At 41.7% G+C, this 22,355-nt stretch carries 15 protein-coding genes; 2 read left to right on the top strand and 13 right to left on the bottom strand.

Annotation, left to right across the window (positions count from 1 at the left end; all coding sequences use genetic code 11):
* Window position 1: 1 nt before the first annotated feature.
* Together rhaA and rhaB are read right to left on the bottom strand one after the other, a co-directional pair.
* On the bottom strand, window positions 2-1,255 hold the full coding sequence (gene rhaA / locus IGI88_RS12125) for an L-rhamnose isomerase (protein WP_016612607.1): 1,254 nt from the start codon (window positions 1,253-1,255) through the stop codon (window positions 2-4).
* Complete coding sequence (gene rhaB, locus IGI88_RS12120) at window positions 1,230-2,714, bottom strand: rhamnulokinase (protein ID WP_429960566.1); 1,485 nt, start codon at window positions 2,712-2,714, stop codon at window positions 1,230-1,232. The genes rhaA and rhaB overlap by 26 nt, the downstream gene beginning before the upstream one ends.
* 151 nt (window positions 2,715-2,865) lie before the next feature.
* On the opposite strand from rhaB, the gene IGI88_RS12115 reads away from it, so the two are divergent.
* A complete protein-coding gene (locus IGI88_RS12115) occupies window positions 2,866-3,747 on the top strand; it encodes an AraC family transcriptional regulator (protein ID WP_429960565.1) in 882 nt (293 codons plus the stop codon).
* 57 nt (window positions 3,748-3,804) lie between these two features.
* Here IGI88_RS12115 and IGI88_RS12110 read toward each other — a convergent pair whose 3' ends face one another.
* Entirely contained in the window at window positions 3,805-5,619 is a 1,815-nt protein-coding gene (locus IGI88_RS12110; protein ID WP_061053121.1) for a beta-glucoside-specific PTS transporter subunit IIABC, read from the bottom strand.
* Window positions 5,616-8,273, bottom strand: a complete 2,658-nt coding sequence (locus IGI88_RS12105; protein WP_429960564.1) for a glycosyl hydrolase — start codon at window positions 8,271-8,273, stop codon at window positions 5,616-5,618. Before IGI88_RS12105 ends, IGI88_RS12110 begins: the two co-directional genes overlap by 4 nt.
* A gap of 152 nt (window positions 8,274-8,425) precedes the next feature.
* On the opposite strand from IGI88_RS12105, the gene IGI88_RS12100 reads away from it, so the two are divergent.
* Entirely contained in the window at window positions 8,426-9,394 is a 969-nt protein-coding gene (locus IGI88_RS12100; protein ID WP_008380931.1) for an AraC family transcriptional regulator, read from the top strand.
* A 172-nt stretch (window positions 9,395-9,566) separates the two neighbouring features.
* Here the strand turns inward: IGI88_RS12100 and IGI88_RS12095 are convergent, their stop codons facing one another.
* From IGI88_RS12095 to IGI88_RS12055, 9 genes are all read right to left on the bottom strand, one after another.
* On the bottom strand, window positions 9,567-10,421 hold the full coding sequence (locus IGI88_RS12095) for a GRP family sugar transporter (protein ID WP_086297714.1): 855 nt from the start codon (window positions 10,419-10,421) through the stop codon (window positions 9,567-9,569).
* Between the two features lie 103 nt (window positions 10,422-10,524).
* Window positions 10,525-13,110, bottom strand: a complete 2,586-nt coding sequence (locus tag IGI88_RS12090) for an alpha-mannosidase (protein WP_429960563.1) — start codon at window positions 13,108-13,110, stop codon at window positions 10,525-10,527.
* Between the two features lie 2 nt (window positions 13,111-13,112).
* The gene (locus tag IGI88_RS12085; RefSeq protein ID WP_420656963.1) at window positions 13,113-14,249 is read right to left on the bottom strand and encodes a PTS fructose transporter subunit IIC; all 1,137 of its coding nucleotides are present in this window, start codon (window positions 14,247-14,249) and stop codon (window positions 13,113-13,115) included.
* The gene (locus tag IGI88_RS12080) at window positions 14,239-14,556 is read right to left on the bottom strand and encodes a PTS fructose transporter subunit IIB (RefSeq protein ID WP_005234408.1); all 318 of its coding nucleotides are present in this window, start codon (window positions 14,554-14,556) and stop codon (window positions 14,239-14,241) included. Before IGI88_RS12080 ends, IGI88_RS12085 begins: the two co-directional genes overlap by 11 nt.
* 23 nt (window positions 14,557-14,579) lie before the next feature.
* Window positions 14,580-15,029 (bottom strand): PTS sugar transporter subunit IIA, encoded by a 450-nt coding sequence (locus IGI88_RS12075; RefSeq protein WP_005234407.1) that lies wholly within the window; start codon window positions 15,027-15,029, stop codon window positions 14,580-14,582.
* Window position 15,030: 1 nt separating this feature from the next.
* The gene (locus tag IGI88_RS12070; RefSeq protein WP_429960562.1) at window positions 15,031-16,935 is read right to left on the bottom strand and encodes a BglG family transcription antiterminator; all 1,905 of its coding nucleotides are present in this window, start codon (window positions 16,933-16,935) and stop codon (window positions 15,031-15,033) included.
* A 303-nt stretch (window positions 16,936-17,238) separates the two neighbouring features.
* Window positions 17,239-19,068: a lantibiotic ABC transporter permease gene (locus IGI88_RS12065; protein WP_429960561.1), complete on the bottom strand. Its 1,830-nt coding sequence runs from the start codon at window positions 19,066-19,068 to the stop codon at window positions 17,239-17,241.
* Window positions 19,043-21,307, bottom strand: coding sequence for a glycosyltransferase family 2 protein (locus IGI88_RS12060; RefSeq protein ID WP_429960560.1), 2,265 nt, complete (start codon window positions 21,305-21,307; stop codon window positions 19,043-19,045). The genes IGI88_RS12065 and IGI88_RS12060 overlap by 26 nt, the downstream gene beginning before the upstream one ends.
* Window positions 21,304-22,344 (bottom strand): bifunctional glycosyltransferase family 2/GtrA family protein, encoded by a 1,041-nt coding sequence (locus tag IGI88_RS12055; protein WP_005225347.1) that lies wholly within the window; start codon window positions 22,342-22,344, stop codon window positions 21,304-21,306. The genes IGI88_RS12060 and IGI88_RS12055 overlap by 4 nt, the downstream gene beginning before the upstream one ends.
* Window positions 22,345-22,355: the final 11 nt, after the last annotated feature.

The raw sequence follows: 22,355 nt of genomic DNA, 5'->3' as shown, positions 1-22,355 counted from the left end.
CCTACTTTCTGGCTTTTAAGACGGTTTCTTCATAGGCTTTCACTTCTGATAGCCAATCCAGACCTGCTGGTACCCCTTGGCTTTCACAGAAGTAATTCCAAACATCTGCATACGGATAGTCTTTTAATTCTTCCGTCATGGCTAAACGAGTGGTGAAATCACCTGACAATTCGATTGCTTTTAGTTCTTCGATCGGTTCTAGCATCGCTTTTAGCAACGCTTTTTGAGTATTGCGCGTCCCGATCACCCACGCAGCGACCCGATTGATCGTCGCATCAAAGAAATCTAACCCAATGTTGGTTTTTGGCAATAAGTCATTGCGAACCAATTCGCGGCCAATCTCTTGCAATTCATCATCCATGATCACGACATGATCACTATCCCAGCGTACAGGACGGCTGACATGCAGCAAAATGCCTTTGCTAAATAGTGCCAATGAAGACAATTTATTGGAGATCACCTCGGTTGGATGGAAATGTCCAGCATCCAAACAAATCAATTTATCGCGCGTCAAGCCATAGCCCATATAAAATTCATGAGAGCCGACGGTGTAGGCTTCGGCACCAAGACCAAACAACTTGCTTTCCACGGCATCTACCGTGTATTCCGCTGGCAATTCTTCAGCAAAAATCTCATCTAATGCTGTCATCAAGCGTTCCCGTGGTGTAAAACGATCGATCGGGTTGTCTTTGTAGCCATCTGGCACCCAGAAATTATTGACACAGACTTGCCCAGTTTCTTTCCCCATATAGGCAGCGATTTGACGCGAACGTTTGCCGTGTTCGATCCAAAACTGACGAACTTCTTCATCTGGTGAAGCAAGGGTAAAGCCATCTTTGAACATGGGATGTGAGAAAAAGGTTGGATTGAAGTCTAAACCTAAGCCTTGTTCCTTCGCCCAAGCAACCCATTTTTCAAAATGCTTCGGCTCCAATTCATTTAGATCCACTGCTTCCTCGGTGTCTAAATAGATGGCGTGAAGGTTCAATTTGTGTTTTCCAGGAATCAAAGAGTAGGCTTTTTCTAAATCTTGGCGCAACTCCTCTGGGGTATGGGCAGCACCAGGATAATTCCCCGTTACAGAGATCCCACCAGATAATGCTTCATCACTCAAAAATCCTTGGACATCGTCCCCTTGCCAAACATGCATCGAGATTTTCACATCGGCTAATTTTTTCAAAACCGCATCCGTGTCGACGCCTAATTTGGCATATGCTGTCTTAGCTTCTTCATAACGCTGTTGAATCGTTGTCATTTTTTCCTTCTCCTTCTATAAAACGTTGATAGTTGCTTAAAATCTTGTGATCAAAAGGCTGTGGTTCATGAACACTGCAAGGAAATGAGTGTTTGACCGCGCGGCGTGCTTCAACCAGCGACGTGAAGATGCCAGCACTCATCATCTGCATTAAAAGATTGCCGATCGCCGTTGCTTCACTTGGGCCAGCTTCGATCGTCAGCTGCGCAGCATCAGCCGTCAGTTGATTTAAAAAGCGATTGTTGGAACCGCCCCCCACGATATGCAGTTTTTGCAGCTTGTTCGTCGTACCTGTCAGCTGTTCCAGCTTTTGCAATTCGCTGGCATAACAAAGCGCTAAGTTATCATACACACAGCGAGCCAGTTCCCCTGCGGTTTCTGGAACTTTCTGCTGGGTTTCTCGACAATACGCTTGCAGTTCAGTAATCATATTTTCTGGATTCAAAAAACGAGGATCATTGACATCGACAAACTGTTGAAAAGCAGGCGTTGCTTGCGCCAATTCCGCCAATTCTGCATAGGAATACTGATAATCTTGCTGCCGAGCCACTTCTTGGATCAGCCACATGCCCATGATATTTTTTAAAAAGCGAATCGTGTTGTGGGCACCCCATTCGTTCGTATAATTTTCATCGAAGGCGGCAAGGGAAACGTTGGGTACTTTGGTTTCGATCCCCAGCAATGACCATGTCCCGCTGCTGATGTAGCCCCACTCTGACCCTTCTCCGGGTGTACCGATGATCGCCGACGCCGTATCATGACTAGCGACAGTGACAAAGGTCGCTTGTGGCAAATCATAGGCTGGAAACTTCTGAGTTTGCAGTGTGCCTAAAACCGTTCCAGCATCAACCAATGGTGGGAACAGTCCTTCTGTTACGCCAATCTCAGCTAATAATTCTACATCCCATGTTTGGGTATTGGCATTTAGAAGCTGCATCGTCGAGGCATTGGTTTTTTCCGTGACCATCTTGCCGGTAAAAACGTAGCCCAAATAATCTGGAATCAACAGCAGTTTGTCGGCTTTTTGCAACAGTTGCGCTTCTTCTGTAGCTAATTGAAAAATCGTGTTGAAGGGCTGCAGCTGAATGCCTGTTTTCTCATACAGTTTTTGCAAAGAATAGCGCTGGCCAAAAGCCGCGATCGCATCATTGGTGCGACTATCTCGATAAGCGACTGGGTCGCCTAAACGTTCGCCTGCTTGATCGATCAAACAGTAGTCCACTGCCCAGGTGTCGATTCCGACGAAGCAGTCATTGATACCGGCTTGTTTCACTTTTTTCAGTCCTACTAAAATCTCTTGGATCAAATAATCGATCGCCCAGCGGTCAAAGCCTTCAAGGGGACGAAAGCCGTTTTTAAAGCGATGGATCTCTTCTAAAGTGATCTGCTCATTTTCCCAACGGCTCAACATCAGACGACCGCTTGATGCGCCGATATCGATTGCGATAAATGTGTTCACTGGTCTCCACCTTTCATTATCTTGGTTAAAAATAAATCGATTACAATTTACTGATTCATTCTTGTTGCCTCAATTTTAGCTTGACAATCAACGAGTTTCATCACACAATTTTGATAAAGACTTGCACAATCTTGGTAAAAAGGAGGATCCGATGGATTACTGGGAAAAAGCCAACCACTCATGGTCAACCGATTCACTGCGTTACATCAATACTTCAACCCAAAAGCAGCGTGAACTTTTCTATTACATTCAAGAAATCGGCTATTTCAAAGCCAGCAAACCTTACTTTACAGAACGAGAGAACCTGCCTTCTTATTTGATCAAATATACATTGTCCGGTTGCGGTGAATTGCGCTACAAAGGAAAAAGCTATCAATTAAAAGCAGGTGATGTGTTTTTTATCGACTGCCTAGACTATCAGTACTACCGCACCGTTAGTCAAGAGCCCTGGGAAATGGACTGGATCCATCTATATGGCGCCAACGTCGCAGCGTTTTATGATGAATTTCTCAAAAATGGCAGTCCAGTTTTTCACACAAATCCTGCCAGCAGCCGCCAAAATCCGATCCATTTGGTCTTACAAGATTTATTGATGTTACAGCCAGAACCAAATGCGAAAACTGCCTTCCAAAGCTCTGTTTTGATCCATCAGCTACTCAATGAACTGCTCCTGCAAAAATATCATCTCGATTTTTCGGATAGTGAGATCCCGCCTTATATTTTGCAGATTCGTAACCAGCTAGAAGAGGATTTCCGTCAAGGGATCACCTTGGAATCTTTGGAGGAAAGGTACCATATCAATAAGTATCAAATCGTCAAGGAGTTTTCCAAATACATGGGCTTGCCCCCCATCGAGTACCAGATCAGCAAACGCATCTCTTACTCGAAAGACCTTTTGCGCTATTCTCGTCTTTCCATCAAAGAGATCTCATTGGCGATCGGCATCGAAAACACCGCCTATTTCAGCCGTTTATTCAAGAGAAAAGTCGGCATTTCACCTAGTGATTATCGACAAACGGAGAATGGACGGTAAAAAAGAAACATGAAATCATTCACTGATTTCATGTTTCTTTTCATTGAATCTAAGGTTTTAGTTGGCAACAATAAGTGACTCTTTTTCATTCATGATCTTCTCAAATGCTGACGCATTCGTTACCACAACTGGCGTAATGGTCGCATATCCCTCTGCTTGGATAGCTGCGAGATCGGCTTTTATCAGCGGCTGGCCCTTTTTGATTGCTTGATTTGCTTCAATAAGGGTCGTAAAGTGCCTTCCCTCTAGCTCTACTGTGTCAACACCGATATGGATCAAAAGTTCAACGCCTTGATCACTGGTCAAGCCGATCGCATGCTTTGTTGGAAATAAAGCAGTGACCACGCCATCAAAAGGGGCATAAAAGGTGTTTGATTGTGGTTTGATTGCTTTCCCTTGCCCCATCAAGCCTTCTGAAAAAACTTTGTCAGGAACCTCTGTTAAGGGAACGACTTCTCCTTGAACGACTTCTTGAAAATTGATTTTTGTATTCACTGGCTCTTTTGAATTGACTGCTTTCCTTTTTTCAGGTTCTACAATTCCCCAAAAATAGGTGATTAGAAATGCCGCAACAAGCCCTACTACCTGCGAAGCAATCCCACCATAAAATCCACCATCGATTCCTGCTGGATTGATAATCAAAGGAATACCCAACAATCCTGAACCACCAAAAGAATACTGCACTGTCTGCATAAATCCTGCAATAACACCACCTAAACTTCCACCGATGACAGCAGCGATCAACGGACGTTTATAAGGAAGTAATACTCCGTACAATGCTGGTTCACTGACACCAATCAGGGTTGTCAGACCTGTTGAGTATGCGAGTGCTTTCGTTTTATCGTTTTTCGTTCGTAGACCAACCGCCACGACAGCTCCAGCCATTGCCATTTGGTTCGCTAAGAGCAGACCCATCACAGGATCGAATCCTTGCATCGCCATGTTGTTAAGAAAAATTGGAATGAATGCCCAATGCAATCCGAACATGACCATCAAGATCCATGGTCCCCCAATCACCAGCCCGCCCAAAACCGGACTGAAGTGATAAACATTATTAACAAGCGTTGCCAGTAGACTGGATAAGTTGGATATAATTGGACCAACGACCAGCAAGGCAAGAGGGACAGAAACTAGTAACACGATAAGAGGCTGTACCATGAATCGCAAATCTTTCAACGGCCAATTCTGAACGAAGCCATTGATTTTGGCTGCCACCCAGACAGCAATGATTGCCGGAAAAACGGAAGAAGTATAGTCCATCATATTCACGGGAATCGACAAAAAGGTCAAACTACCTTCTGTCGCATACGGCAGCAAAGTAGGATAGATCAATGATGCCCCAATCAACATTCCGACATAGCTGTTTAATTTAAAATAATTTGCCGCCGAAGCACCTAATAAGATTGGCATGAAGTAAAAGAAAGCATTAGACAATGCATACAAAACGATATAGGTTCCCGAAGTTTCTGACAAAATACCTGCTACTGATAAAATCGTCAAGATCCCTTTGATCGTTCCTGACGCAGCCATAGCGCCTAAAGCTGGCGTGAAAATCCCTGAAATCGTGGAGGTAAACTGATCAAAAAGAGATTTTTTTGTTTTTTCATGGGTAGTGTCTTCTATTAATTCGCCGACTTGTTGCAGGACCGCTTCATAGACATCGTTTACACGATTTCCTAAAACGATCTGGTACTGTCCGCCCTGTTCAACGACTGAAATCACTCCGTCAAGACTAGCAATGGTCTCCTTACTTGGGGTATCTGTATCATGCAATACAAAACGCAGACGTGTGACGCAATGGGTCACCGATTCGATATTGGCTTTTCCACCAATTTCCTTTAAAACCTCTGTTGCCAACTGCTGGTTGTTCATTTTTGCTCCTCCTCAATAAAAAGTTTGATTTCGCCAGTGATCCCCAAAGGCTCGAACAGGACAAACTGTGAAAGATAATCCCTCATACTGCGACCTAAATTATTGATCACTTCAATCTGGATGGAATTATTCGTTTCTTGAAGCAGGTCCGTCAACTCAAATGTATACGGTGTACTGATTCTTGTGCCTACACAATGACCGTTCACTGAAACAGTCACAACTTCTGAAGCATCTTCAATACTTAATAAAACCTCTCCTGCTGCTTTAGGGAAGTCCACGGTATAAGTGATTTTCCCGCTAAACCGACTGAAGTCATCACCGACTCCCAGTAAAGGCAATGACGAATATTGTTTTTGACAGGCAACTACCGCTTGCTCTTTCCCGATTCCTTCGAAAGTGACTTGCCATGGCTGATCGTTTAGATGAACTTCTTTCACTGGTTTGCTTCTATCAATAAGCAATGGTTGTTCCGAGGTAGCTTCAAAAAGAATCATACTCTCTGCTGGTGCTAAATGAATCTCATAGCTGCCATTTTTATATGACACAGGTTTCAGTTTATTTTCTACTGGATCATATTGAACTAAAGGCTTCTTAGCAGGAAAAACAGCCTGAAACTGCAGCGATTCACTGTCATTTTCATTGAAAAGCATGAATATTTCATCTGTCTGCTGCTGATAATGATAGTAGCGCAAATACGGCAGAGCTTTTGATGTTTCTAAACGATCCCCTACCTTCAAGCCAACGTTATCAGTAAGTGCTGTGAGCGGTGTTACTTCCGTAAGGCGAGCGAGAAGCCGCAGTTCATGGGTAAGCAGAGTTTGTTCAAGGGCTTCTTTCACCATTTCCTCAACAAAAATAATTTGAATTCCAGATTCTGCGAGAGCTGTCAGCTTTTTGATCAATGGACCAGACATTCGCTCAGTATATGGAATGACTAGTGTTTGAAAGGCATACTCATTGATGACAAACGTTTGATCCGTAAATTGCGCATCAAGCATCATCTCAACCGAAACGATTTCAAATTCGTATTGATGTTCCATCAGTTCACGAGCAACTTTTTGAATCGGCATATAAGCGCCTGCCCACTCCGCTTCAGCATGGTACAGCACAGCAATATCCGCTTGATGTTTCCCGTCGCTAAATAGATAACTCAAACGATTCATATACGTCATCAGCTGTTTGAAGCCCTCAAATTGTGGATTATGGCCTTGCGCATAAAAGTGTGGCGGGCAATCGGCATCAGGAAAGTCATTCATTGAAAAAGCATGAGGGACAAAATGATTGATCCCTCGCACCAGCATGTGATCGGTTAGCCATTTCATCAGTTTGGTTCCTTCTGACCAACCATATGCACCGAATACTTCGCACATCGTTCGACCTTGTTTCACAGGGTCTAAGTTTCCTAAAGATGCCCCCATTTTCCCTAATGCGTAATGGAAAAATTCGCCATCCCAGCCAGTAGATGTCATGGCTTCAAAGTATCCGTCATTTTGTTGCGGCATCAATTGATGCAAAACGACATCGATCCCTGCCATCGATTGTCCTTTCATCGATTGAAAGAAGTGACCTGCCCCATAGCCTAAACGTGCATGGGCATTGTTATCCTCAATCACATGTCCGATATAGTCGACCTTATGTTCCCGACACCAGCGTCCGATCCGCTGAGAAAAGTGTTGACTATATAGCTCAGAAACCAACGACATATAATTGTAACGAATCTTAGCCATCTGTTTTGATTCACCACGATAGAGAGCCGGCAACAGCCCTCGCAGCTCAGTTTCAGATATGGCTAGCTGGTTTGCTAACAAAGTCAACAAATCATACCGCCACGGCAATGGCATATCTACTTTTCCAAGGACTGCATCAGGACCCTTGATATTCCCAAACCGCGGTTCATCTGAGAAAAATCCTTGGATCGTTGTGCCAAATTTCTCTCCAAAGTGTTGATAATGACTTTGATAAACCGTTTCCAGCAAAACATCCGTTGCTTCTGGTACCAAAGGATTCAAGTACCCTTGTGTCGAAGCTTCCCCTCCTTCTTGTGTCGTGTAAAAGACAAAGATACTCCACTCTCCTTCAGGAATAGACCAATACAATGTCTCATCAATCATTGAGTCTGTAAGGTCGATCCACTCCTCCTCGCTGATCTGCTTAAATCCAGTTTTTTTGACCGCAACGGCGCTGATGATTTCAGCAGAAAAAAATGATTTGCCACTCTCGTTAACCGTTTCCCCTTCGGAATTCAAAATATTCGGTCGCTCTGCATTGAAACACCAATCCAACATAATTCCAGCATTCTTTTTTGGGCCTACAAAATCAAATTGTCGAAAATTCAAAAATTCTTTCTGCAAATGTCGATGATTCTTCTCAATTTCTCCTGCGGCGTAGCCTGTTGGAAAGTGCTTGTCATCCAAAATCCAAAGTGTCATTTGTCTTTTTTCACACTCTTCAATGATGATCGCCAACTCGTCCCACCATTGCGCTTTCAAAAATTCTTCATGAGGGCGTGATTCGATGCAGACAGATCGGATGCCGGCTTCGTAAATTTTATTGATGTAAGTTTGAATCGTCTCCTTCTCTTCTCCATGCATCCATAAAAACGGAAAAATATGATTATCATATTTTTCGTTCAATAAATTCGTTATCTTTTTCATACAAATTCCTCTTTCTTTCTCATTCAACTTCATTTAAAATCATAATAAATACGCTTTCAAATGTATCATAAGCAATTCTGCAGATTGAAACAATGTCATCTTCTTTGCAGATAATTATCACATTTTTAGATTTACGAAAGGAGGAGATCATAATGACAACCGAAGAAATGGAAAAAAAGCTTTTTCAGTTATCTGAGCGGGAATGCTATCACAGAGACCATCCAAATCACCTTTCTGACTATTATCAACAGCTGGAAAAAGTGATGATCAATGGCCGACAAGTTTACTTATTCGATAATCTGATGGAAGAACAAGAAAACTTTACTCTGTTAAAGCAAAGCCGCTTCAGTCCAGTTCCTTATCATAACCACAGTTTTATCGAATTAAATTATATCTACTCAGGAACATGCACCCAATTGATCGATGATCAGAAAGTTACGCTGACAAAAGGACAAATTTGTCTGATTGATACCGGAATTCCCCATTCGATTGAAATGACTGGTGAAGACGATGTTTTGATCAATCTTTTGATCAAGCGGGATTATTTCGCTCAATTGATTAGTCGAGAACAGTTTAATGAAGGGGTCGTGCTTGATTTTGTTCTGACTGCATTGTCAGACAAGCACGCGCATGACCAATATATTGTCTTTAAGAACAATAAAGATGATCGGATCCATGCTGTGATTCAAGAAATGCTGAAAGAAACTTATGAAAAAGCCATTGGTAGTAAACGAATCATCAGCAATCTAATAGCCATTCTTTTCACTTTTCTCGTACGTGAGTTCGACTATCAGACCAACAAGCAAGAAGCGGCAAAAAAACAGCACATTCTAGCGATCTTGACCTATATCGAAGAGAACTTCCAAACGGTTACTTTGCCAAAACTCGCCACCCTTTTTAACTATTCTCCTTCCTATTTAAGTGCATTGATCAAACGAGAAACTAGTAAAAATTTGACCGAATTGATTATCGAAAAGAAATTGAATCTCGCCCACAACTTAATTGCTTCCTCCACCAAACCAATCACCCAATGTGCGGCTGAAGCAGGTTTCACCAATATCACTTTTTTCTATAAAAAATACAAACTGTATTATGGGCATACGCCAAAAAAGAAAAAATGATTCTATGTCGCTACTTGCTTAAATAAAAAAATGTGGCATAAGTTAAATATTCATGTTCTAAACAAAAAAAAGAGTGGTTACCCACTCTTTGATTTTTAAGATAAGTTCTTTATTGGTTAAACTGTTATCTGCTACTTTATTGATCACTAACTAAAATTGCTCAGGTGCAAAGTTATTTCAACCAACTCATCCCTAATACACCAACAATATAGAGCAAGCTACCAAGAGCTACAAATTGCTTTTCTCTGCCAACTTTTTGTTCCTTTAAGAGGATAATACTTCCATAAGTAGCAACAAGTAAGCTCATTTGAGAAAATGAATAGGTTACGCCTACACCTAAAGAAGACGATACAGCGAATAACGAAGTATTCGCGATAACCCATGTGCTACCAGTACCTAAATTGCGGATTATTTTGCGGAAATGCAACTGTTGCTTACTTTTCAAGGAAATTACGCTTCCCCCGAGAAACATCCCTACTGCCTGAGGCAAGAAAATCTGTGCGCCACTTATCTGAAACAGACCAGTGACTGTCACATATAGCATCAAAAAAGCTGAAGAACAACATAGATAAAGAAGTACTTGCTGTGTTAAGCCTGTTTGCTGATGAGTTGTCTTAGTTACAAGGAAAACACCTGTTAGAATGACTCCTAATGCCATGATTGAGAAAATTACAGTCGTTAAATCTGTCCATTCTTTGAGAAAGAAGCCAGATGCTAATGTAACAAATAATAATTGGGTCCCGACGGAGACGGGCATTACTTTAGAAACCTCCGCTTTCTCCAAAGCGAGAAATTGGAAGTATTGTCCGCAAGCCCAAAAAACCCCAGATAATAAACTGATGAAAAATGGCACCATGGCATAACTCACTTGATTCAAGAAACCAAATACACTACCGAAAATCAAGGCTGCGATTGTTGTTCCTAGCAGTTGTTCCTCTGATTTTCCTCCCATCAATTTAGAGACGATTGGCATTAAGCCCCATCCTAGTGCAGGAAGTGAGGCAAGCAATAAAAGTTGTACGGACATAAAAACTCCTTCTAAATATTGTAAAAAAGCGAGAACACAAAATCTTGTAGAGGAAAACGTTACAGAAGCAATTCCTTCTCGACAAATTTTGTGTTCTTTATTCCTAGTTTTTAGTTAATAAATAGGTTGCTACTCCATAAGCGTGGATGATATGATCCGCTTCAAGCGGTTCTTCTAAGGCATTGATTCGCTGATATTCGTACCCATTAAATAATTTTTTGGGCTCAAGAGGACGCTCTTTGTTCGTTGAATTGACGAAACGGACAACGATTCCCTCAGAGTAATAAGCATTATGGAGCGCACTGACTCCCACACCTGGTTCTAAGCTGCAAGACAACAAAGAAAGAGACATGTCGGTCAGAGATAATGGATCAATGCGCTTTTGAATTTTATTGTCTATACGATAAATAAAGTAATTCAAATCTTGCAATTGATAAGAAATCGATGGCTGTTCTTTAACAGTTTTCCAAGTAGCCAACAACTCTTCAGAAATAGCTGTTGATGCGACCCTTAGGGAAAAATCGAAGACCATCTCATAGTTTTCCATTTGAGCAAGAGGTGTTTCCATCATAATATGTCCCTTTTTGGTTGTATCGCCAGAAGCACGACCTGGTCGATACAACAAATCTGGTTTTCCTAGAGAGTCGGTTGTAGCTAGTACCGTTACATATAAGGAGTCATCGATATATTCATACTCTTTGCTCTGCTCGCTATAAAAAACGAGGGCGTTCTCTTGATCATAAACAACCACTTGTTTTTCAAATGGTTCAATATTGACAGGTTTTTCTGCATATTTTTCTTGCCAATTTTCCAGTGTTTGATTTCTTTTTTCAAGATAGCCAAATTGAATGGCCGCAACCGCTCTTTCTATCGGCTTGTTTAATCGAGCTTTCACTCGAATCCGATGATTTAAAAGCGTATTTTTAAAACGTAGCTTTGCGTTTACCTCACCATTTTTTGTCAGTTGGAGGGTCAATGTATAAGCGAATGTTTTGGTGGCGATTCCTTTCATCCGTTCTTCGATCGTATACGGTAGCTGTAAACTTCCTTCCAAAACCAATGTTTCTTGCTTCCCTTTGCAGCTGGAAAAACGAAGCGTGATCGGTTGATCATTCAAAATAGGCGAATAGTCATACGTATCACCGGCATTACTATCATCGATGATCGACAAGAAATCCACGATCTGTTGTTTTCCATCTGAATAAATCAGGTGGCCGTCTTCAAAGGAAAGCATGTATTTTCCATTTCTAATCCATGTGTTTTGATCTAAAGACGATTCGGGAGTTGTCTCTTGCTCTTCAAATGTAAGGACTTGATAACCAAGGCCTGAAAAGGCACAGGTCACTTGAACGGTTAACAGATAATACCCCTCTTCTTCAATAAAACGGTTGCCAGCCGGAGTTTCTTCCATAATATTTTTCCTGCTTGGGATATACACTGCTTCAAGTACAGATGAATCAGCTCCAATAACCTTGATATTGTTGGTTCTGGATACGATCTTAACTAATTTCTCTCCTTGAAATGGCACTGGTGTTGGATGAAGAATCAGAAATTGGTTGGCTTGTAAAGCGAGTCCTTCACTGATTCTTTTTAAAATCAAATTTTCAATGCTCTCACAAATCTCACTGATTTCTTTTAATCGATGACTGATATCTTGTGCAACACTATCTGATACACAGCCTGCCAAACTATCATGGGCTTGACATTCAAATAACTTTTTCCAAGCTTTCATTAGCAAGCGATTGCTTAATTCGATCCCTAAATCTTTCGCAATAACTAACATTGGTTCAATTTCTAAAACTAATTTGTTTTCTAATCGAAAAATCTCACGTTTCAGATCCATTCGTACAGAACCAATCGTTTTGTGAACCCGTGCAAAAACCGGTGCACGAAACTCTCCTTGATAAACTTCCAGTTCTTTTTGACGGACGATCTCCATAAATGCTGGATAGGTGCTCAATTGATACTTGTATTTTCCAAGCTGATTGATTTTCGTTAGTTTTTCTTCTATGGCAGAAACAATGCCTAACTGATCATTTCCAGTTGGAATCAAGATTTCAGGTTCATTCGCGTAGCTCTTAATAAAATCGACACCTTTATCGAGTCTGCCATCTACATAACTGCTCGTTGGCTCCAATTGCTGCTGTGCACCATATCCTTGAGGAAAATTCACCGCATACAGTGAATCTTGCCCACTTAAACTCGTCCATTTAAAGTAAGGGGATTTGACCTGTTCCCCTAAATCGATGCCTCGCCAAAAGATAATGTTATCAAGTCCAACTTCGTTCAATATGGTTGGCATTTGAGCATTAAAACCAAATGTATCTGGCAAATAGCCGATCGGCATATAGCTGCCATATTTTTTGCTATCAAATATACCAATCATGGCATTTCGAATGATGGACTCACCAGAAGCGAAAAAGGCATCTGTTTGGGTGTACCAAGGCCCGATGAACAATTGACCATTGGCGATCAACTCTTTGACCTCAGTCAAGCGCTCAGGATAGAGTTCTAAATAATCGACCAGAATAGACAGTTGTCCATCTAGCACGAAAGATGCAGTCGGTTGCCTCTTTAGTTCTTTTAGTACATCACTAAATAATTGGTCACTCAAAACGACACAGTCCATCGAAGTAAAATACCATTCACGATCCCAATGGGTGTGGTTTACTATGTGTACATTTGTCATAGCTATGCTTCCCACTGCTCTTCCCAAGCCGCTTCGTCAAACTCTTCCATCGTGGCATCTGTTTCTTTCCCCGCATCTTTTGAACGTAGCAAGCTTGTACAAATCGCAATGAATAATGAGCCAGTAGCAATCGATAAAACATACAGTGGCCATTTTTCTACGGTGAACCAACCATAAAAACCAGAGATTGGCGCTGTATTGACAGCTCCTAGACCTACAGCCATTGCAGAACCAACCGCTGAACCAATCATATTCACTGGGATCACTTTTAGTGGATTTTCCACCGCAAATGGGATCGCTCCTTCTGAAATACCTACTAGTCCCATAATGATCGACGATTTTCCTGCTTCTTTTAGTTCGTTATTGTATTTATTCTTTGCAAAAACAGTCGCTAATCCTAAACCAATTGGCGGAATGATAATCGCCACTTGTGCTGCAGTGTTTGGTGCATAAACGTTACTTGTCAATAAAGCCATCGCGGTTGTCACAGCTGCCTTATTTACTGGCCCTCCAAGATCAAATCCAACCATTGCCCCTACAACTGCCGCCATCACGATCGCATTTCCGCCACTCAATCCGTTCAACCATGACTCTAAGCCCACATTGATAGCTGCAAATGGTGTACCGATCACATAGTTCACAAGTAGGACAGTGACTAAAGTACCTAAAACAGGAACTAAGAACACTGGAACTACCGATGCCATCGATTTTGGCAGTTTGATATGGTTTTTGATCCACAAGCAGATGTACCCAGCGATCAACCCTGAAACAATTGCGCCTAAGAAGCCTGCGTTAATGTCTTTTACTAACATACCTCCAACAAGACCAGGGGCAATCCCTAGCTTATCGGAAATCGAATAAGCAATAAATGCCGATATTACGGGAAACATCAATCCTAACGCAATCCCTCCGAATCCATCTAAACTATGGAGTAATCGGATGATCGTATTCGCACTTTCTCCATGAGAGGCGTCCCAAATATCGACAATCCCAAATATTGATCCACCTACTCGAGAAATCGCCATGATAACTGCTCCGGCAATCACTAGAGGAATCATATAAGATATTCCTGTTAAAACATGATTTTTCATTTCACTTGCCAACTTTTTCATCTGATTTTCCTCCTCTTTATTGATCAATCAGCTTTAATGCATCTTCAATTACTTTTTCTGCGTTTTTTATAGGGGCTGCTACCGGGACTTTGAGAATCATTTTGCCATTGAAACGCTCCTCATTTCTCACTTTCGTATCAACGGCAAAAATCACGACTTCCCCAATTTGACAATCCCGCTCGTTCAATTCATTTTCGATACCTGTTGCTCCTTGTGTCTCAACCTTGATTAAATCGCCACGTTTCGCTGCTGCTTTTTTTAGCGCCTGTGCCGCCATAAAGGTATGAGCAACTCCTGTGGCACACGCCGTTACTGCAATAATTTTTCTCTTCATTCGTCTTTCCCCTTTTCTCCATTTTATTCGCTTAATAATTTCGCGATAATCTCTTTATCTGTTTCGCTTTTCAGCGCTTCTGTGATGTCTTCATCCATCAATTTCATGGCAATTTCTGATAAAATCCGTAAATGGGTGTCTCCTTGATGTTCTTCAGGAATAGCAAGCATAATCACAACCGTTACCGGTTCATCATCTAAAGATTGCCATTCTAATGGTGCCTTTAACCGAGCAAAAACGATTGCGGGTTCAGAAACTGCACGACTTTTTCCATGAGGGATAGCTATATTATTGCCTATTCCTGTGGTCGAGTGATCTTCTCTTTCCATGACTGATTGAACATACTCATTTTCGGATTGAACGATTCCTTCAATTACTAATATTTTTGCTAATTGACGGACCACTTCTTCTTTAGTGGTTGCCTCTAGACCAAGAACAATATGTTCAAAAGGTAGTAGTGTTTCTATATTCATTTTATGTTCCCCCTTGTAAATACTTTTTTAATTCATCTTTCGTCCCTTTAAGGAGGAAGGTTCGTTCATCTGATTCCATCACATTAAGCATCGTGTCATAGATTTCCTCAAGGTCTTGTACAGTTTCATCCTTGATACAGATGAAAAAGACATATTTCACCTTTGTTTCTCCCCAGTGGATCTCATTATTAAGACGTAAAAATACAATCGCTGATTTTTTCACGTATTCTGGCGTCCCATGAGGCGTTGCGAATCGTCCAAAAGAAGTAAAGGAAAGCTGTTCCCTTTTTAGGGAAGAATCAATCATTTCCTCGATCACATACCCACGAGTAACCAACTGCTCACCAATAAATGTAATCACCTCTTGATAATTTTCAAAATGATGATCTAAAAAAATCAAGTCCTCGTGAATCAGTTTCGCAAACTGACTGAAAGAACCATTTTGCTTTTCTTCGACATTTTTTAAAAAGGTTTCTATTTTTCGCTGCTCATCTTTATTCAGTACAGGTGAAACATTGATTGTTGGAATCGAATCGATTTTTAAATCCACTGTCGATAAAATCAAGTCCTCATAAATATTGGTCTGAATCAACTCTTGAATAGAAAGAATTCTGGAAATATCGATTTGCTCATAATTTCTCCGAATGCGAGCAGCTAATAGTTGTGAAGTGCCTTTCCCACTGCTACAAACTAATAAGACACTCACTTTCTGCGGTTGTTTTTCTTCTCGCTGTTCTTTCATCACTTGGATGTGTACGGCCAGAAAAGCAACCTCATCTTCGGGGATCGAAATCGAAAACTGCCAATTTAAGGCATGAGCTAATCGAAGCGCTTCCTCAAAAGACAAAGGGAAATTCTTCTTCACATCATTTAGAAACGGGTTATGAATGACTAATCCTTTTTGAATGCGATAAATAGCTTCTTTGATATGTGATACCAATCCTAACAAAAGACTTTCATTGCGTAGGGAGATCGTCTCATGAATCAATTTTCGTATCGTTTCATCAAGAAAATCATCGGAGTCATTCTTCTTCATCAACGAATCCCCATAGATATGAAGCGAAATATAATAAACTTCCGAAACTGGCAACGACAGAGAAAACGTTTCTTCTATTGATGCGATAAATCGATAAAAAGCTCTATTCTCCATCAAAGGATGGCTTCTTTCTTCGAAAGTCAGATAATTCTTCTCTTTGACCCGATCAATCATGATGATTAGATGAAGCAATAGTGAGTGATAGGCAGCATCATTAAGCGTAATTTGTTCTTTTTTCAAATACTCTTGTAAGAGCGTATCAACTAAAGAAATTTTTGTCAGGTCAATAAAATCATTAACAAACTGAGGAATTCCTTGAATCGAATGCAAATAGCGTTGCTGCTCTTGTGTTATTTTCCAATTTCCACCCCAGAAATAGTAGATCAAATCAAATGCTAAACGACGTTTTTCTTGTTCTGACAAATTCAAAAAGGAACCCTTCCCCGGTAAAACTTCAATCGTAACGTTAAAATGACGAAAGATCTCGCTTACCTGCCCCATGTCATTTTCTAAAGTTGATTTACTGATGTAGAGTGCATCTTGCAGTTGTTGACGCGTAAAATACGTTTTTTGTTTCAGTATTTCAAAGCAAAGAAACTGAATACGATCTTTTTTGCTCGTCGGTAAGTTTGATTCCTCGTTCCCATCAAGATACTTTAGAATTTCAGCTGAATCGCCATCAAGAAATACACCTACTCTAGGTTTGCGAACAAGCCTTATTGCTGTTTCCTGCAAAAATTCATCAATTCTCTTTAGCGATTGCGAAACTGTCTTTTGCGAAAGCGACATATGCAACCCAATTTTAGCAACCGTTGTTGGTCCATTCTCTAAGAGATATCGAATAATTGCTTTTTCCCGTTCACTGATCATGAAACTTTCACCTCGTCTACATTTCTAATGGTAGCTTTTTCTCAAAAAAATGAAAACACTTACTTTTACTGCATTGATTACAGTAAATCATAGGCACTGAAAATATTGCGCCGTTTTTTTATTCATGTGTACCCTTTCGTTTAATCCAGATTATTTACATGTCTTTTGGTATTTTCATAGTATAGAGGATATTACTCAGTGGGAACAGAAAAAAAATACCAATGAACAAACGATACGTCTGTTTCATTGGTATTTTTACTATTGATTCTCTAATAAGGAGACGCGCTTGAGAAATTCCTTCATCTATTGCCCCAACACCTCCGCCACCGAATAAACACCAGGGGCAAAGGTCTTGCCTGTTAGCTTCTTCGTCATGGCATTAAAGGTGTAGTGTTCTTCTAAGATGACGACTTCATCGTATTGCTTTAATAGCGTGCGAAAATCTGCATCTGGTAAGAGGAAATTCTCTCGGCCATCGACATTGGGTGAAAACAAGTAATATTTGCCGACATAGCCAACTAAGTAGCTGTCTACTGCTTCTTTGTTGGTACTGACCACCAAATATTTTTTCTGGTTCAGGTCAAAGTGATCGCCAGTAACGGCTGAAACCTGTGCTGGAATCGAATCAGCATATTCACGATTGGTATAACGCATGCCATTATTTTCTGAAAGGATCAGCAATGTCGCAAAAAATAACAGAATCAAGGTACTGTATTGATAGATTTTTTTTGTGGTCAAGCTGGCAAAACTACGGTAGTTTCGCCGATCGATCGCTTGTTCATGATACAAATGATCAATGCCCCGGACCATGAAAAAGGTCATCAAACCTAATGCCAAGATCACAATACTCGAAGCATAGCGATCGAACCCTGCCAAAGACAGTGCTTCATCAGTGGGCATCGAGAACAAGAACATGGCGTAAATACCCAAGTAATAGAGACCAATAATACCATCGATCAACAGCAGTTCTTTTAGAAATGGATTGCGTTTTTTTATAATAAATCGGACAAATAGCCAACTGCCCAACAGGATGACTTCGATCAAAAGAATCCCCTGCGTGGAAACCGTCGCAATATCCGTAATAGTTTTGACAAAAACATCCGTAATCTGTTTTAGTATCTGTGAATCCTTTTCGCCAAAAATCTGTTTATAAGCGGTCACGCTGACTTCATGCTTTGATTTAGGAAAATTCGCTTTGACATGCAGGTTCCAAAGAATCGCCGGCAGGACAGATAGCCCAATGGCAGCTAATCCTACAATCATCAAGCCTAGCCGTTGCCGCCAACGAATTGATGCCTGCCATAAGCAGACTAGTAAATAGCCACCTAAAATCAGCAGAAAAAAGACGGCACTATTTTTGACCAAATCAAGAGAGGCGCCAATCAAAAGAAAGTAGCTGATTGAAGGCAGCACTTTGCCTTTTAAAGAAAATAACCCGGAGATGCCTGCCAAAGTTAAAACGGGAAGAATGAAGTCTACCAGCAAATTATTCATTCGAATCGCAATATTAAAATAATTGAATACGGCCATGCTGGTGAAGACCAAGACAAAAGCCAGCTTTCTTTTCGGATCACGAATAATCGCAAAAAAACTATACAGACTACAGAAAATCAAAATCAATTGACCAATCAGCAAGACATTCTCATGATAACCAACGATGATTGCTGTATAAGTAACAAACAGTGAGCTGCCTAAAGGATAGGAAGTAAAACTGATGATGGCATCGGTTGCCGTTGGCAATTGTCCCTGCGTATAAAGGAATTTAACGATCGTCGCCCAATGAGAGAAGTTGTCATAGTGGGTCAAATGACTGTGAAGCAATGTTAAAACGAACAAAGTAAAATAGCCATAAAACCACAGCATGATGGGCTCTTGTAAACCCCAGCGCACCTGATGGCGCTCCTGCCAAAAACGCCAAACGCATAATAGTAAGCCAAGACCAAATAAAAACCAGGCCCCCCAGATCAACCATCCTTTGGGACCATATGCGACAAAGGAAAGAACGAGGATCGGCAAACAGCAGGCAGCGATCCAGCTAATGTATTTGGTAAAATGACAAACTCGTACAAAAAGATAGGCATAGCCAGCTAATGATAAACCAAATAGACTAAATCGCAGCAGGATCTCGATCATCGTCTGCCTCCTTTCTCAGCAAGCTGTCTACCCATTCTTGGAGGGCTACTGTGGAACGCAGCTCTGAAAGATTGCTTACTTGATATATCACTTGATTTTCTTTTGGCTGAAGCGTCGCTTTTTCAGCGTGAAGCACAAGATTACTGATCGGTAAGTTTAGATGGACCGGCATCTCGACCTCTTCTGTTTTTGCCAACGTGAACTGATCAAAACCAAATGTTGTGACCGCATAGGTTCCTTCATCAAAGTGCCATTTTTGATCAATGGTCAGTATGGGCACTCGTTGAGGCGGCAATGGCTTTTGTTTGGCTTGCAGCAGATGCTTACCGAGATTTTCAAAAAGACTGTCAAAGAAGGTCATCCACGGATCCCGCAGAACCGGCAGGCTTTGATTGAAGCCATCATAAATGATCTGCAGATAGGCTAAGTAATCTTTTTCTGTCAACTGGTTTAAAGCAACGCCATAGACCCAGCGATCTTTTCCAGAAAAGACGCGGACAATATTTCCAGTCATCTCTGCTTGGTAGCCATTACGGGTGATTTTAAAAGTCAGCGGCGCATCTGGCGGAAAATAAAGAGGAACGTCAGAAACGAAGGACAAGCCATTTTCTGAGATATTTTCTGTCATCAAAGAATAGCTGGCGTCTTGGTCGGAAACTTCAACAGGATAATGGGCTCTGAACCGTTCCGTCGTTCGATAAATCGGGCGACCGAGATAAAATAAGACCGCAAAGGTTAAGTTAAAGAAATGGGTCAGCAGCCAAAAGGTCAACACACTGCCGTAGAAAATCTCTGAGCCGAATTTGCCGTAATTAAACTTCACTAAGCCGATAATCGTCAAAATCAACAGCAACAAATGCGGCACCACAAACAACAAGTCTTTTTTAGACTGAGTTGCTGCTTTATTAGTCACCTTGAAGCGGGTCTCTTTGATGCCAATGGCTTGCAAAAAGACAGGAATCACTAGGTAAGGTGCAAAAATCGTTTCCTGGATCTCGCCCCAACGCTGCGTTCGAATATCACTGCTCAAATCCTGCATCGCCAAATGCAAGAACGTATAGCTTGGCAGCCAAAACAGCAGCAAGACCCAAAAGTTGGTCTCTACGACCCTTACATTAAAGACGGTGTACAAAATCGGCGCGAAAATAAATAGTAGCCGTCGTAGAAACGACCACCAATACAAATAGCTGTTTAAGAAAACCATTTTTTGCGCCAAAGACAACGTCTTATTCTTAAAAAAATGGAGATTGTGGACACTTTGGACCACTCCTCTTCCCCAGCGAATCCGCTGCTTTAAGGCACTTGGGATATCAATTGGAGACAGACCGCTGGCCATTGGCTGCAGTGTTGATAAACTGCGATAACCTTGGCAATTGATCAAGGCGCCTAATTCAAAATCTTCCGTGATCGTGTCCGTCGGAAATCCGCCAGCGGCTTCGATCGCTTCTCGTGCAATCACCGTATTGGAACCTGTATAAATAGCGGTATCATGGGCGTTGTTCAAAACATTGACTTCTCTGGAAAAGAAGTCCTGCTCGTTAGGGATCGCCGCTTCTGAAAAAAGATTGTACTGAAAAAGATCCGCATTGTAAAAACTTTGCGGTGTTTGAACAAAGCCCAACGGTTTGATGGTCTGGTCATTGCGGCGTTCCTGCTGATTTGCCACAAAATATGGCACTGTTTCCAGCAAAAAATCTGAGTAAGGAATCATATCTGCATCAAAGGTCGCCACTAGCGGCGAATTGGTTTTTGATAATGCATGATTGAGATTGCCTGACTTGGCATGCTGATTGCCGATCAATCCGATATAGCCGATGCCAAATTTATCTGCCAGTGCTTTGACCTCTGGACGGTTGGTGTCATCTGACAAATAGATGTGAACTTTTTTGGGATCGGGGTATTTCATATGAACTGCCGCATTGACCGTTTTTAATAAAAGCGACACTTCTTCATTATGAGTAGCAATCAACACATCGATCGCCGGATAGTCGGCTTCTGGCACGACCGGTTTTTCAAAGGGCTTTGCTTTGTTTTTGTTCCAAATCAACAGCAAGCCCGTAAAGTTCGATACGATCTCACTGCCCCAAAGCAGCAAACCAAACAGCAAGGCAAACCAAGACTCGTGCCATGGCAATGTATGCAGCCCCCGCCATGATAAATAGATCAGCGAAAAGACAAACGCCAGAAAATAAACGACTTTTTTCGCCCAAGGCAAACGTTTTTGTTCCACCTCAATCACTCCTTAAAGATGACATTTTTTTGCACATGGTAACTAAAGAAAAAGAGCAGGCAATCGACGCCTATTTTTAACAACACAGAATCTCCGATCGGTAGGATCAAATAAATCAGGTAGACGAGAAAAGAGGACAGCAAAATCTGTACGATCACCAATAAGAAATACTGCAACATACTGTTCTTTGTCCGTTGACCAAAAACAAGCTCGCGATTGATGTAGTAATTGACGATCGCCGAAATCAAGCGGGCACCCAACGAAGCGATCACGATGGAGGACAGATCGATGACAGACAAGAAATGGATCAATAACGCATAGGCGATCACATCGACAAAAAAGGAGACCACAGATGAAAACAAATACTTCAAAAAGACGCTATAGATAGCGACGGAATCTGCCAAGACCCGAAAATGGGAAGAGGCATTTTCTTCAATATAGATGGTGGCGATCGGTTGCGAGAGAATCGGCCACCCCCGTTTCTGGGCTTCGATCAGCATCCGCGTTTCATATTCAAAGCGCTCACCTGAGATCGCCAACAAATCTGTCATGAATTTCCGAGGGAAAACCCTTAAGCCCGTCTGCGAATCCTCGATGGCAAGACCAGTCGCTAAACGTAGGATATTTCGGGTCAAAATGTTGCCGAACTTACTCCGCAAAGGCACTTCTTTGCCAAAGGATCGGGTCCCTAAAATAATACTGTCGGGATGGGCTTGGGCCTTTGCTAAGCAAGCCATCATATCGGTATACTCATGCTGCCCATCCGAATCAATGGTCACCATAAATTCAACAGCTGGCTGGTTTGTCAGCACTTCGGTGAGGGCGGTTTTGATGGCTGCGCCTTTTCCAAGATTCTTTGGATGGGTCAAAACCTGACAGCCAAACTGCTGTGCCAATGCCGAAAAGACAGGCTGATAAGCTGCCCCACTGCCATCATCCACGACCAAAATCGGCAGGTGCTGGTTATGCAAACGAATTTTCTCCACCAGAGCCAGCAGTTTGTGGTCCGGTTCTAGCGAAGGAATCATGATTAAACTATTTTCCATATGCGTTCCTC

The organism is Enterococcus sp. AZ179 (assembly GCF_050498885.1).
Classification (GTDB): Bacteria; Bacillota; Bacilli; order Lactobacillales; family Enterococcaceae; genus Enterococcus_D; species Enterococcus_D entomosocium.
Note: the sequence above shows the minus strand (reverse complement) of the source record. Positions and strands in the feature narration are given on the sequence as shown.

Coding starts and splice junctions, on each gene's coding strand:
- rhaA (WP_016612607.1), bottom strand. CDS start 1,255: ATGACAACGATTCAACAGCGTTATGAAGAAGCTAAGACAGCATATGCC.
- IGI88_RS12115 (WP_429960565.1), top strand. CDS start 2,866: ATGGATTACTGGGAAAAAGCCAACCACTCATGGTCAACCGATTCACTG.
- IGI88_RS12110 (WP_061053121.1), bottom strand. CDS start 5,619: ATGAACAACCAGCAGTTGGCAACAGAGGTTTTAAAGGAAATTGGTGGA.
- IGI88_RS12105 (WP_429960564.1), bottom strand. CDS start 8,273: ATGAAAAAGATAACGAATTTATTGAACGAAAAATATGATAATCATATT.
- IGI88_RS12100 (WP_008380931.1), top strand. CDS start 8,426: ATGACAACCGAAGAAATGGAAAAAAAGCTTTTTCAGTTATCTGAGCGG.
- IGI88_RS12095 (WP_086297714.1), bottom strand. CDS start 10,421: ATGTCCGTACAACTTTTATTGCTTGCCTCACTTCCTGCACTAGGATGG.
- IGI88_RS12090 (WP_429960563.1), bottom strand. CDS start 13,110: ATGACAAATGTACACATAGTAAACCACACCCATTGGGATCGTGAATGG.
- IGI88_RS12080 (WP_005234408.1), bottom strand. CDS start 14,556: ATGAAGAGAAAAATTATTGCAGTAACGGCGTGTGCCACAGGAGTTGCT.
- IGI88_RS12075 (WP_005234407.1), bottom strand. CDS start 15,029: ATGAATATAGAAACACTACTACCTTTTGAACATATTGTTCTTGGTCTA.
- IGI88_RS12070 (WP_429960562.1), bottom strand. CDS start 16,935: ATGATCAGTGAACGGGAAAAAGCAATTATTCGATATCTCTTAGAGAAT.
- IGI88_RS12065 (WP_429960561.1), bottom strand. CDS start 19,068: ATGATCGAGATCCTGCTGCGATTTAGTCTATTTGGTTTATCATTAGCT.
- IGI88_RS12055 (WP_005225347.1), bottom strand. CDS start 22,344: ATGGAAAATAGTTTAATCATGATTCCTTCGCTAGAACCGGACCACAAA.